Origin of the sequence: Parafrankia discariae, from assembly GCF_000373365.1 — a bacterium.
Classification (GTDB): Bacteria; Actinomycetota; Actinomycetes; order Frankiales; family Frankiaceae; genus Parafrankia; species Parafrankia discariae.
The window spans coordinates 48,404-61,260 of record NZ_KB891208.1; the positions used below are offsets into that span (position 1 = coordinate 48,404).

The 12,857-nt window shown below is 72.5% G+C and carries 9 protein-coding genes; 3 read left to right on the forward strand and 6 right to left on the reverse strand.

Annotated elements, in window-relative coordinates; translation table 11 throughout:
- The first annotated feature begins 130 nt into the window (after positions 1-130).
- From B056_RS0111665 to B056_RS36175, 3 genes are all read left to right on the forward strand, one after another.
- Positions 131-2,209 carry an MFS transporter gene (locus B056_RS0111665; RefSeq protein WP_018502040.1) on the forward strand — a complete coding sequence of 693 codons (2,079 nt, stop codon included), beginning with the start codon at positions 131-133 and terminating at the stop codon, positions 2,207-2,209.
- Positions 2,210-2,638: 429 nt separating this feature from the next.
- Positions 2,639-3,391 carry a cysteine hydrolase family protein gene (locus B056_RS36170; protein WP_018502041.1) on the forward strand — a complete coding sequence of 251 codons (753 nt, stop codon included), beginning with the start codon at positions 2,639-2,641 and terminating at the stop codon, positions 3,389-3,391.
- 23 nt (positions 3,392-3,414) lie between these two features.
- Positions 3,415-5,100, forward strand: a complete 1,686-nt coding sequence (locus tag B056_RS36175; protein WP_018502042.1) for a xanthine/uracil/vitamin C permease — start codon at positions 3,415-3,417, stop codon at positions 5,098-5,100.
- Positions 5,101-5,191: 91 nt separating this feature from the next.
- Here B056_RS36175 and B056_RS0111680 read toward each other — a convergent pair whose 3' ends face one another.
- From B056_RS0111680 to B056_RS0111705, 6 genes are all read right to left on the reverse strand, one after another.
- The gene (locus B056_RS0111680) at positions 5,192-5,917 is read right to left on the reverse strand and encodes a YceI family protein (RefSeq protein WP_018502043.1); all 726 of its coding nucleotides are present in this window, start codon (positions 5,915-5,917) and stop codon (positions 5,192-5,194) included.
- 138 nt (positions 5,918-6,055) lie between these two features.
- Complete coding sequence (locus tag B056_RS36180) at positions 6,056-7,735, reverse strand: SulP family inorganic anion transporter (RefSeq protein ID WP_230202970.1); 1,680 nt, start codon at positions 7,733-7,735, stop codon at positions 6,056-6,058.
- A 126-nt stretch (positions 7,736-7,861) separates the two neighbouring features.
- Entirely contained in the window at positions 7,862-8,803 is a 942-nt protein-coding gene (locus tag B056_RS0111690; protein WP_018502045.1) for a DUF305 domain-containing protein, read from the reverse strand.
- Between the two features lie 83 nt (positions 8,804-8,886).
- Positions 8,887-10,407 (reverse strand): FHA domain-containing protein, encoded by a 1,521-nt coding sequence (locus B056_RS0111695; protein WP_026239595.1) that lies wholly within the window; start codon positions 10,405-10,407, stop codon positions 8,887-8,889.
- A gap of 207 nt (positions 10,408-10,614) precedes the next feature.
- The gene (locus tag B056_RS0111700; RefSeq protein WP_018502047.1) at positions 10,615-11,049 is read right to left on the reverse strand and encodes a hypothetical protein; all 435 of its coding nucleotides are present in this window, start codon (positions 11,047-11,049) and stop codon (positions 10,615-10,617) included.
- Positions 11,050-11,078: 29 nt separating this feature from the next.
- Positions 11,079-12,719: an FAD/NAD(P)-binding protein gene (locus B056_RS0111705; protein WP_018502048.1), complete on the reverse strand. Its 1,641-nt coding sequence runs from the start codon at positions 12,717-12,719 to the stop codon at positions 11,079-11,081.
- Positions 12,720-12,857: the final 138 nt, after the last annotated feature.

Here is a 12,857-nt window from a genome sequence, read left to right on the forward strand (position 1 = left end):
CCGGATACGGTTTGGCTTCCGTACAGCGTACGACGTAGGGTCGGGCGCACGTCCGTACGGTGTACGGGGGCCTGGTCGCGAGCCGGCGCGGCCGCCAGATCGACGACCGGCGCGGCTGTGGGAGGGCGCGATGGCGAAGAGCAGGGGCAAGCCGAGAGCGGGGTCCGCGAGGTCCGCGGGCGGGCGGACGTCCGCCGGCGGGAAGACCAGCACGGAGACGCCGGACACGCCGAGCGAGGCGGCGGCGCCTGAGGTCGTAACGCCTGAGGTCGCGGCGTCTGAGGTCGTGGCGTCTGAGGCGGTGGGACCCGAAGCCACGGCGCCCGAGGCGGCGGTCCTTGACGCGGCGGTGATCGAGGAGGAGGCCGCGGGGGAGAGCCCGGCCGAGGCCGACGTCGAGGCCAGGTCCGAGCCCGAGATCGGATCCGAAGCCACGGTCGAAGCGGATTCCGAGCCCGCGGTCGAGACTTCCTCCGAAGCCGAAGCCGAAGCCGAAGCCGAAGCCGAAGCCGAAGCCGAAGCCGAAGCCGAAGCCGAAGCCGAAGCCGAAGCCGAAGCCGAAGCGCAGGCCGCGGCGGTCGCGGATGAGAACGCGGAGACCGCGGTCGCGCCGGGCGGTGCCGCCGGAGAGAAGGCGGTCGAGCCGGGCCGGATCGCCGCGGAGAAGACGGAAAAGAAAGCGGAGGAGAAGCCCGAGGGGCAGCCGGCCGCCGCGGCAGCCCCGGCCGGCCGGGGCCGGCGGGTGCCGGCCTGGGCGGTGCTGGCGGTGTGCTGCTTCGCGCAGTTCATGGTCGTCCTGGACATCTCGATCGTGAACGTCGCGCTGCCGTCCATGCAGTCCGAGCTGAAGCTGAGCGCGTCGGGCCTGCAGTGGGTGGTCAACGCCTACACGCTGGCCTTCGCCGGTCTGCTGCTGTTCGGCGGGCGGGCGGCGGACCTGTTCGGGCGGCGCCGGGTGTTCATCTCCGGGCTCACCCTGTTCACGGCGGCGAGCCTTGTCGGCGGGCTGGCCAACAACCAGACGATGCTGATCGTCGCCCGCTCCGTGCAGGGGCTCGGCGGTGCGGTGCTCGCGCCCGCGACGCTGACCATTCTGATGACCTCGTTCCCGGATCCGCGGGAGCGCGCCCGGGCACTCGGGATGTGGGGCGCCACCGCGGCCGGTGGCGGTGCGATGGGCGCGCTCGCTGGGGGCGTGCTGACGGAGATCGCCGACTGGCGCTGGGTGCTGTTCGTCAACGTGCCGATCGGACTGGTGCTCATCGTCGGCGCGCGGGCGGCGCTGATCGAGTCCCGCGGCCAGGCTCGCGGGGTGAGCGACCTCGACATTCCCGGCACCCTCACGGTCACGGCCGGGCTCACGGCGCTGGTCTACGGCATCGTGCGGACGGAGTCCAGCAGCTGGGGCTCGCCGGTCACCATCGGCTGGCTGGCGGCCGCGGCCGTGCTGCTCACGGCCTTCCTGATCATCGAGTCGCGTGCCGCGAACCCGCTGGTGCCGCTGGGCATCTTCCGACGCCGGGCGCTGCGGTACGCGAACATGATCGGCGTCGTGATGGGCTCGATCATGTTCGGGCTGTTCTTCTTCCTGACCCTGTACCTGCAGCAGGTCAAGGGCCAGGGGCCGCTCGAGGCCGGCCTGGCGCTGGTGCCGATGCCGATCATGATCATTGTCGGATCGCAGATCAGTTCCCGGACGGTCAGCCGGTTCGGCCCCCGTCCGCTGATCATCGGCGCGTCGGTGATCGTGGCGGCGAGCATCTGCTGGCTCAGTGCCCTCAGTGCCCACGGCTCCTACTGGAGCGAGGTGTTCGGGCCGCTCGTGCTGCTGGGCTTCGGGATGGGCATCAACATGGTCGCGGTGACGACCGCCGCCACCGCCGGGGTGCCGCCGCAGCTCGCCGGGCTCGCGTCCGGGCTGCTCAACACCGCGCGGCAGATCGGCGCCGCGGTCGGCCTGGCCGTCCTGGCGATCATCGCGGACACGCACACCGACAGCGAGCTGGCCGCGGGAGCGAACCAGGCCGACGCGCTGACCTCGGGGTACTCGCTCGGGTTCCTGGTGTGCGCGGCGCTCATGCTCGGGGCCGCCGTGGTCGCGGTGTTCATGCCGCGCAAGGAGGCGCTGGTCTCCCGGGCGGGCGCGGTCCAGGCCCGTCCGGAGCCGGAGCCGGAGCGGGAGCGGGTGGAGGCGCTCGCCGAGGCGTGACCCGTCCGCCGGTCCGGACCGGCGGATCGCCGAGTCCGGAGAACTGAGACCGCCGAGTCCGGAGAACCGAACAGTCCGCGTAGGGGCCCGTCGCCTGTGGCGACGGGCCCCTACGCGTTCCCGGGGCGACGAATCCGGCCGTGGCCGACCTGTCATCCAAGATCTGTATACGGAGATGGATACAAGTCGGGATACATGTTCATCGCCGTGTTACGTAACAGGACGTGAGCTGAAACGACCGCGCTCGACCCTGACGTGCATGCAGCACACCGGGGGATGGTCTTCGGACGTCCGACCGCCGACGGGGCGCGGATCCGCCCGCCCGGCAGCGGATTCGCCCCTGGACCGGATCCTCCTGGCGGCCCTCGTCCGGGCCCCGCGCCGGCCGGCCGGAGGGGATCTCCCATCCCTTCGCGCGAAAGACACGCCATGACACCCACAGCACCGCTCACCGTGAGTGCGCGTCCCTACGACTACACGTTCGACCCGGCGACCACCGCGCTCGTCCTCATCGACATGCAGCGCGACTTCCTGGAGCCGGGTGGCTTCGGCGAGAGCCTGGGTAACGACGTCTCCCAGCTGCGGAGCACGATCGAGCCGCTCGCGGCCGTGCTCGCCGCGGCCCGGGCCGTCGGCCTCACCGTGGTCCACACCCGGGAGGGGCACCTGCCGGACCTCTCCGACCTGCCGCCGGCCAAGCTCAACCGGGGCGGCGCCACGCTGAAGATCGGCGACGTGGGCCCCAAGGGGCGCATCCTGATCCGCGGCGAGTACGGCCAGGACATCATCGACGAGCTCGCGCCGGTCGCGGGCGAGCCGGTCATCGACAAGCCCGGCAAGGGCGCCTTCCACGCCACCGAGTTCGGTGACGTCCTGCGGGCGCGCGGGATCACCAGCCTCGTCGTCACCGGGGTGACCACCGAGGTCTGCGTGCACACGACGGTGCGCGAGGCCAACGACCGCGGCTACGAGTGCCTCGTCCTCGCCGACTGCGTCGGCTCCTACTTCCCCGAGTTCCAGCGGGTCGCCCTGGAGATGATCGCCGCGCAGGGCGGGATCTTCGGCTGGGTCGCCTCCTCCGAGCGGTTCCTCGACGCCCTCGCGGTTCTGGGCGCCCCCGCCGCCGCGCCCTCCTCCGCCGTACCCGCCTCCGTCGCCTCCGTCGCCGTCGCCGCGTCCTGAATCCCAGGGAGACCGTGCCCGTCATGATCAAGATCGGAAGCCCGCCGGCCGAGAGGTCGCTCAACCTGCCCTACTGGACGAAGGGCGACACCAACGCCTTCTTCGGCCTGGGCATCAACGTCCTGGTCAACGTGATCGTCCTGACGTCGCTGTGCCTGTTCGTGGTGAACATCCCCAAGGGGGACGTGTTCGGCGCGATCCTGCCCGCGCTGGGCATCGCGATGCTGCTCGGCAACTTCTTCTACGCCTGGCTCGGTCGCCGGCTGGCGTTCAGGGAGGGCCGGGACGACGTCACGGCCATGCCGTACGGGCCGAGCGTGCCGCACATGTTCATCGTCGTCTTCGTGATCATGCTGCCGATCTACCTGAGGACGAAGGACCCGGTGGCCGCCTGGCAGGCGGGCCTCGCCTGGGCGTTCATCATCGGGATCATCGTCATGATCGGTGCCTTCGTCGGCCCGACCATCCGCCGCCACGCCCCGCGGGCGGCCATGCTCGGCACGCTCGCCGGCATCTCCATCGCCTTCATCTCGATGCGGCCGGCGGCGCAGATGTGGGACGCCGCCTGGATCGCGTTGCCGGTCTTCGGCCTGCTGCTGATCGGGCTGCTCACCGACCTGAAGCTGCCGTGGAACCTGCCGATCGGCGCGGTCGCGCTGCTGCTCGGGACGGCGATCGGCTGGATCGGCGGCTTCATGGACGCCCCCGCGGTCGGCGACGCGGCGAAGGACATCGCCGTCTCGCTGCCGACGTTCCACTTCGACAAGCTGATCGACGGCCTGTCCGACATCTCGCCGCTGCTCGCGACGGCCATCCCGCTCGGGGTCTACAACTTCACCGAGGGCATGACCAACGTGGAGAGCGCGGCGTCGGCCGGGGACAGCTACAACCTGCGGCCGATCCTGCTCGCCGACGGTCTGGGCGCGGTCGTCGGCGCGGCGCTGGGCTCCCCGTTCCCGCCCGCGGTCTACATCGGCCATCCCGGCTGGAAGGCGGCCGGCGGTCGGACCGGGTACTCGCTGGCCACCGGGGCCGTCATCGCGCTGCTGTGCTTCCTGGGGATGTTCAGCCTGCTCAACGCGGTGCTGCCGCTGCCGGCGATCGTGCCGATCCTGCTCTACATCGGGCTGTTGATCGGTGCGCAGGCCTTCCAGGTGTCGCCGAAGGCGCACGGTGCCGCGGTGGTCGCGGCGATCATCCCGAACATCGCGTCCTGGGCGGCGGGGCTGATCGACAACACGGTCACCACCGCGGTCGGCGTGGCGTCCAACCTGAATCCGGCGGTCCAGCTGAACGTCACCGACGACGACCTGGAGGCGAACAGCGTGCTGCTGCACGGGCTGCACGTCCTCGGTGACGGGGCCGTCCTGGCCGGCCTGGTCCTGGGCACGATCGTGGCGTTCATCATCGACAAGCGGTTCGTCCAGGCGACGATCGCGTCCGCGGCCGGCGCCGCGCTGGCGTTCGTCGGTCTGATCCACGGCGAGAAGGTCGAGTGGAACGCCAGCGGCCAGGTGGCGCTGGGCTACCTGTTCCTGGCGGTGGTCTGCGCGACCTGGGCCCTGACGAAGCCCGCGCCGCGGGTGCCCGACGCCGAGGAGATCGAGCTGGAACGGGTGCACGGCGTGCCGGCGCAGCAGCCCCGCGGTACCGGCACACCGGTGGCCGAGCCGGCGGCGGTGGCCGAGCCGGCGGCGGCGACGTCCTGACTCCCGCGCCCCCGACCGCCCGGGCCTGGTACGCCGAGGCGGTCGGGGGCGTCGGCGACCGGGTGGGTGGGCCGCCGGGCGCGCGGCGGAGCTACTCGTTCGCCTCGACGCCGGTGAACCGCAGCGAGACCTCCATGGTGCCGTGGTCCTCGGTCGAGATCCCCGGCAGGCTGGGGTTCGGGATGTTGTAGTCGGAGAAGGTCACCGGGATCTGGCCGACGATCTGGATCAGGTCGCCGGCGCGGCGGGCCTGCAGGTCCATCGTGACCTCGCGGGCGGTGCCGTGCATGGTCAGCGTCCCGGTGGCCTGGTAGGTGCGGGTCTCGTCGCCGGCCGGCACCGTGCCCAGGTCGATCGGCCTGGTGAGCGTGAACTGGGACGTCGGATAGGTGTCGACAGCCATGATCCGGCCACGGAACTGGTTGTCGCGGCGGTCCTCGTCGCTGCGCACCGAGGCCATCTGCACCTCGAACGTCGCCTCGGTGACGGCACTGTCGGCGATGGTCATCGTCCCGGAGACCTCCGAGGTGCGGCCCGCGGCGGTCGTCTTCTGGCCGAAGAGGACCTCGTTGACGCGGTAGCCGGCCTCGGAGCCGTCGCCGACCCGCCACCGGCCGTCCACCGAACCGTCGGCGGTCGAGCCGGCGGCCGACGAGCCGGGCGCGGGATCGTCGAGGGTGAACTCCTCCGGCGCGTCCTCCTTGATCACGTTGATGTAGAACGCGGTGCCGCCCACGACGAGGACCGCCACGGCCACGACGGCGCCGACCAGGAAGAGCGGCCAGCGCCGCTTTTTGTGAGGCGTGCTGTCTGCCACCGGGTACCTACCTTCTTGAAGGTTCAATCGTCCTGATGGCAATGTTGCACAGACAACCTGAACGAAAACCAAGGAAGCGGTGCCGGTGACCGTGTCGGGTCACCCGTCCAGCTACCGCCGCGGCACGCCCGGCCCGGCTCAGGCGTCCGGCCGGTCCGTCACTCGGGGTCGGGAACCCGCGCCACCGCCGGGCGATCCCGCCGTGCTGCCGGGCGATCCCGCGGTGCTGCCAGGCGATCCCGCGGTGCCGCCGGGTGATTCGTCCGGGCACGGCTCGGTGGCGGGAGTCACGGCCGGCCCCCTCGCCGAGAGCCGGGAGAGCATCGCCGCCGTGCCGCCGGCCGCGCCGGCGAGATGCACGGTGGTGCCACGCTCGGCGAACTTCTGCAGGACGTCGTCCAGCGCGGCCACCCCGGCGGAGTCCAGGACCTGGGCCTTGGCGAGGTCGATGACGACCCGGGGCGGGTCGTGGGCGTAGTCGAACGCGTTCACCAGGTCGTTGCTGGAGCCGAAGAAGACCGGGCCGCTCACGGCGTAGAGGCGCTCGCCCCCCTCCGGGTCGAGCACGCTGGTGACCTCGGTGAGGTGCGCGACCCGGCGGGTGAACAGCAGCGCCGAGAGCACGACACCCACCAGCACCCCGTACGCCAGGTTGTGGGTGGGCACGACCACCGCGACCGTCGCGACCATCACCAGGGTCTCCGAGCGCGGCATCCGCCGCAGCGTGGACGGCGCCACGCTGCGCCACTCGAAGGTCATCACCGAGACCAGGACCATGACCGCCACCAGGGCGGACATCGGGATCACGCCGACGATCCCCCGCAGGGGGACCACCAGCAGGAGCAGAAAGGCGCCGGCGGCGAAGGTGGACAGGCGGGTCCGCCCGCCGGAGGAGACGTTGACCATGGTCTGGCCGATCATGGCGCAGCCGGCCATACCGCCGAGGAAGCCGTTGACGATGTTCGCCAGCCCCAGGCCCCAGGCCTCGCGGTTGGCGTCGTGCGTGGTGTCGGTCATCCGGTCGACGATCTGCGCGGTGAGCAGGGTCTCCAGCAGGCCGACGGCGGTGAGCGTCGCGATGTACGGTGCGATGATCCGCAGCGTCTCCCAGGTCATCGGGACGGACGGGAGCCCCGGGACCGGCAGCGAGCCGGGCAGGGCGCCCTCGTCGCCGACCGTCGGCACCGACAGGTCGAACGCCACGGTCGTCAGGGTCAGCAGGCCGACGGCGACCAGCGGCGGAGGCACGGCCCGGGTCAGGCGCGGGACCGTGAGCATGATCGCCAGGCCGGCGCCGACCAGCAGGTAGACCGGCAGCGACTTACCGATGACGTGCGGCATCTGGGCCATGAAGATCAGGATGGCCAGTGCGTTGACGAAGCCGATCATCACCGTGCGGGGCACGAAGCGCATCAGCCGCGCCACCCCGAGCCGGCCGAGCACGAACATCGTCACGCCGACGCCGACCGTGGTCGCGAGCAGGTAGTCCAGGCCGTGCTCACGGACCAGCGGCGCCGCCACGAGCGCCATGGAACCCGCCGCCGCCGAGATCATCGCCGGACGGCCGCCGGTGAAGGCGATGATGACGGAGATCGTGAACGACGCGAACAGGCCGACCTTGGGATCCACCCCGGCGACGACCGAGAACGAGATGGTCTCGGGGATGAGCGCGAGCGCGGTGACCAGGCCGGCGAGCAGTTCGACGCGGACCACCCGCAGCCCCGGCCAGCGGACACCGGCCAGCCGTCGCCGGGCCCGGGGGAGCCGGGCATGGCGGTCGGCGGACTGGGGCAGGGGCAGGGGCTGGCCCCGGGACATCTCAGGCACGCGGAACTCTCACAAGGCGCGAGGCGGGGACGTCCCCCAACTCTTCCGGTAGGTCAGATATGACGATACAAAGCGCTCGAAACCGGATCTTCGGGCCCTCTCCTCGGGCGGCTCCGGTCAGGCCCGCGGCGCGCCCAGCTGCTCGAGGTACCGCTGCATCTGGTCGATCTCCCAGGCCTGGTTGACCACCATCGCCCGGGCCAGCGCCCGCACCCGGTCGTCGCCGGCGTGCATCGAGGCGTACTGCGCCATGGCCACGCCGCCGCGGTGATGGCGGATCATCAGGGTCAGGAACTGGACGTCCAGCTCACGCCCGCTGGCCGCCGCCAGCGCACCCAGCTCGGACTCGGTCGCCATGCCCGGCATCCGCACGGTCTCGCCTGTCCCGCCGGTGGTGGCCGCGCCGGTCGTGGCACCGCCGGACATGGTTCCGTCGGACATGGCGCCGTCGGTCATCGCGCCGCCGGTGTCGTGGTCGCCGTGGCCGCTCTGGCCGGAGCCGGAGCCGTCCCCGGCCATCCAGGCCATGGGCGTGTCGGCGGACGTCGAGCTCCGGCCCCAGCCGGCCAGCCACGTGCTCATGACGCCGATCTCCCGCTGCTGGCTGAGCGCGATGTCCTGGGCCATGTTGCGGACGTCCGCGTTGCCGCCGTGGCTGAACTCGACCATCGCCATCTGGACGGCCTGGGAGTGGTGCTCGGACATGTCCCGGGCGAAGCCCACGTCGACCGAGTCGTCGGCGGGCGGGCGGTCCAGCAGCGTGCGCAGGCCGGCGCCGCCGGCCAGCAGCCCGAGGACGGCGAACAGGACGAGCGGCGTCCACCAGAGCCGGACCCACGCCGGCGCGCGGTCCGCCCGCGTGTCCTCCGCCGGTCCGCCCCCGTCGCCCTCCGGGCCGGTGCCGGTGTCGGTGTCGGCGTTTGCGTCGTCCGCACCGGCCGTGGCCGCCGCGGGACTCGCCCACTCGACCTCGACCTCGGCGGCGGCGGGTGCGTCGTCTGTGGTCCTGCTGTCACGCGGCATGGCGGTCACGCCTCGGTCCTCGTCGGCTCGGCTCATCACCGTCCAGTGTGACCCACGGACGGCGCCCGGTCAGGGGCGAACCGCCCGTCCGGCCGGGTCGCCCGGCCCCCCGGGCGCGCTCAGACCTGCAGGTGCGAGTTGAAGACGAAGGTCCGCTTGCCGACCTGCACGCGGGTGCCGGGGACGAGCGGCGCGGGCTGGTGCGGGTTCAGCGGGGTCCACACCGTCGCCTCGGGCGGGGCGATGTAGGTGCCGTTCGCCGACCCACGGTCGGTGATGACCGCGTCCCACCCGGTCAGGGTGATCACCGCGTGCACCCGGGACACGGCGCTCTCACCGTCCTCGACGGGCAGCGGGCGCGCGTTGCCGGCGCGGACGGCCTCGTCGCGGTCCGGCTGGCGCCCGATGACCAGATCCATGTCGACGTTGACGGTCTGGCCGTCGTCGAAGACCAGGACGCCCACCGGCGGCCGCGGGCCGAGCACCGTCCGGTTCGTCTGCTGGGCCAGCGAGAGGCCGCACTCGGCGCAGTAGGGCGCCTGCGGGTGGTTGAAGTGGCCGTGGGCGCACAGGACGCCCTCGACCTGGGGCTGCGACGGGTTCGGCAGGATCGTCTGCGCCTCGTCGTCCTCGATGAGGTCGGAGACGGTGAAGGTCTGCCCCGGCAGCTGGGTCATGGCGTCGTGGTCGTCGTCGAGATCGTCGCCGAGATCGTCGTGCAGGCCGGGGGGCCCGCCCGGGGTGTGGCCCATCGCGTTGATCGAGCCGTGCCCCATCGAGCCGTGCCCGCCGCCGTGCTGTCCCCCCGAGTGCCCGGACTGCGCCGGCTCCCGCCCGGCGAGCTCCGTGGGCGGGTCCTCCTCGAGCTCGTCGAAGTCGGCGGCCTGCGTCGGCTCGGCGGCCGCGCGCATCCGGTGCGCCTCCTCCTCCCTGCTCAGCAGCGGGGTCAGTGCCGGCGGGGCGGTGGAGAGCGGGTCGGGTACCCGCCCGCCCGGGGTGGGGATCGGTGCCGCCCCGGTCATCGGCTCGCGCGGCGACTCGAACGGTGACTCGAAGCCGGCCAGCAGCGCGTCGGTCGAGGCCTTCGGGACGGGCAGCGCCGGGGAGTCGTCGGCCACCAGGCTCACCGCGGTGCCCGGCACCGCGCCGATCCGCAGGTCCAGCGGGAAGCCCAGGTCGTCGATCCCGCCGGTGGGCGCCCCGTCGCCGATCGTGCCGGTCGGCCCGACCTCCAGCCGGCTGATCTCGGCGGGCAGCAGGCGGTCGACCCAGGTGGCCGAATCCACCCCGGACAGCGAGACGGGGGACGGGCCGGTCGCGACGACGTCCATCGCGCCGTGGACGAGCGCGGCGACCCGGTCGTTGACCGTCGTGAGGAGGCTGAAGTCGGGCACGCGGTCCGGATCGGCGTCGGCCAGCAGCCCGGCGACGCGGCGGACGAGGCGGCGGCCCATCGTCGCCGCCGTGCCGGCCTCGCCGGCGACCTCGGCGCACAGGGCGAGCAGCCGCTTGGTCGTCTCGGTGGTCTCGGGCCGGCCCACGTGGGCGACGACCAGCACCCCGGGCAGTCTGACGACCACGCCCGTGTGCCCGCCGTGCCCCGTGCCGACCACGACCCGGAAACGGTCTAGTCCCGCCATTGCCTCGCCCTTCGCCGCCCACCCGCGCCGTGCAAACGGTACCGATCTTCAGACTAGCGGCACCCGCGCACGGCGTACCGCACTTATCCTGCCGCGAGAGCGCTGGTTGAAGCCTTCGGTGTCGCTGTGCGGACCCCGCCGGCGGGGCAGCGGCGCACCGGTCGCGGCGAACGTGGTAATGGCCCCGGGAAGGCAGCGGCACCGCCGTCAGAGCACCCGGCCACCGTGGAAACGCCACCGCAGGAACGGGACGCGCATCGGGCCGTTCGCGCAGAGCCACACCGCCAGCCAAACGAGCCCGAAATGGACGAGGAAGGCCTTTCCCTCGATCTCGTCCGCACCCGGAACGGCGCCCGCCCGCGCCACCAGCCACACCAGCAGGCCCTCGTTCACCGCGGTGAGCAGGCCGAACATCGTCGGCCAGTCCTTCTCCCAGCGGAACTGCTGCAGCCCGTGGTAGGCGAGTTCCCAGCCCAGCCCGAGCAGGGCGACCGCGAACAGCACGCCGAAGCTCGCCCGCCACGCCGCTCCGGCAGAGGCCTCGGTGGGCAGGAACGGGGCGACCAGCAGCGTCAGAACCACCCCGACGGTCGCGAGTAGGAACAGGCGGGTCTGCAGCCGTCCCGCCAGGGTCGGCACCATGCGTCGTTCTTCTCCGATCGTGTGCGGTGTCAGACCGGTTGGTTACGCATCCAACGCATCCACTGCGACACCGAACGTGCCACCCCTATCCGGGGTACGAATCCCTCCGCTGCCAGGTCGTCACAGATTTCCTGGGCGGCGATCTGCAGACCGAGGAAGGTGTCGACGCCCGGGAAGTAGCCGCCGAGGGTCGCCGCGCCCGAGGCGTAGAGCCGCCCCGGCCCGTTGCGGGTCCCGCGGACCTCGAAGGTCCGCTCGACGTCCAGCCGGCCGAGCGGGTTGTGCCCGGCTCCGGAGTGGTCGAGCAGGTCGGCCAGCACCCGGTGCTCACGGATGTCCGCCACCAGACCGGTGGCGTCGATGACGTAGGCCGCCGGGACCTCCAGCATCCCGTCGGCGGTGCGGACCCGGGTGACCACCGTCCCGTCCGGGCCGGGGGTGAGCCGTTGTACCTCGCCCACCCGGGTCACGTACCAGCCCTCGTGGCGGCCGCGGGCGAGCTGGGCCTGCCACCGGCGCCGGCGGGGGGTGTTCGTCCCGCCGATCGTGTCGTAGAGCGCCCTGCGCTCGTCGCCCTCCAGGGTGCGCATGCGCGCCTTCAGCTGGCCGCCCCAGACCGACTTCGGGTAGTTGAACCCCTGGTAGGCCCAGCCGTCGCCGCCTCGGCGGCGCATGAACACGCTGGGGCCGTGCGAGCCGCGGACATACGTGCGGAACAGGTGCACGATGTGCGTCCGCGCGCCGTGCCGGTCGCGGTCGGTGATCAGCCGGTCGAGGATGCGCGAGGCCACGATGCCCGCCCCGCGCACCACCACCGTCGCCGGGTGCCGGATCAGCTCGTCGTAGACGTGCTCGTGCGGCTCGTAGGCGTTCACCACCCGCCGCACGTCGCCGTACCGGGAGCGGTACTCCTGCAGGTCCGGGAGGAACTTCAGCCCCGGGTAGCCGACTCCCAGGTGGACGTACCGGCTGCGGTAGGCCACCCGCTTCGTCGCGGACCGCCCGGCCGGAGGGGTGAGCACGGTCAGGTATCCCCCGCCCGCGCGGCGGCGGACCATCCTGACCTGCCCGGAGACCAGCATCTCGGGATACGAGATCCGGGCGGCCTCGCGGGCCAGGCCGTCGAAGACCATCCTGATCCGGGGGGTGAAGTAGTCCGAGAGCAGGGGCTCGGTCGCGACGTGCCACAGCGGCTTGACGAACCCCCGCAGGTCGCGGGCCGCGAACGCCTCCCGCACCGCGTAGGACGGGAAGGCCCAGATGTTGTCCGGGGTCGAGCTCGAGTCCGAGCGGATGCGCTCGTGGTCGGGGATCTGCGAGACCCGGGTCAGGTACCGGTAGGTCTGCCAGGGGGTGTCGATGTTGGACAGCACCCGGATCGCCGAGGTCGGCACGCCGGCGATGCGCAGGTAGTCGACCAGGACGAACGAGCCGATCCCACCGCCCACGGTGACCAGGGGCGTGTCGTGGACGGGGATGCCGGCGTCGGCGAGCATGCGGTCCGTCCAGACCGACGTCCCGATCAGGTGCGGGGTGAGGTCGCCACGGGCCTCGTCCCCGCCCGTCCGGGCCGGGGCGGGGGGCGCCTGTGGTGCCGCGGCGCTGCCGAGCAGGGTGGTGGGGCCGTCGAGCGGGTCGTCCGGACCGCCGGGCGGGTGCGGGCCGACCAACGCGCCTTCACCTCCTCAGCGGGCGGGCTCGCCGGGCCTGCCGCCGCGTGGGCGCGGGCGGCGGCGCCGCGACCGGGCCACCTGGACCGGATTGCCAGGATAGGTGGCCCGATGACTCTTCCGAGCTGGGGTGTCCGG

What these genes read in the sequence shown, in the direction of transcription:
- B056_RS0111690 (WP_018502045.1), bottom strand. Translation starts at nt 8,803, where the DNA reads ATGAGCCGAGCCGACGAGGACCGAGGCGTGACCGCCATGCCGCGTGAC.
- B056_RS36175 (WP_018502042.1), top strand. Translation starts at nt 3,415, where the DNA reads ATGATCAAGATCGGAAGCCCGCCGGCCGAGAGGTCGCTCAACCTGCCC.
- B056_RS0111695 (WP_026239595.1), bottom strand. Translation starts at nt 10,407, where the DNA reads ATGGCGGGACTAGACCGTTTCCGGGTCGTGGTCGGCACGGGGCACGGC.
- B056_RS0111700 (WP_018502047.1), bottom strand. Translation starts at nt 11,049, where the DNA reads ATGGTGCCGACCCTGGCGGGACGGCTGCAGACCCGCCTGTTCCTACTC.
- B056_RS36170 (WP_018502041.1), top strand. Translation starts at nt 2,639, where the DNA reads ATGACACCCACAGCACCGCTCACCGTGAGTGCGCGTCCCTACGACTAC.
- B056_RS0111665 (WP_018502040.1), top strand. Translation starts at nt 131, where the DNA reads ATGGCGAAGAGCAGGGGCAAGCCGAGAGCGGGGTCCGCGAGGTCCGCG.
- B056_RS36180 (WP_230202970.1), bottom strand. Translation starts at nt 7,735, where the DNA reads ATGTCCCGGGGCCAGCCCCTGCCCCTGCCCCAGTCCGCCGACCGCCAT.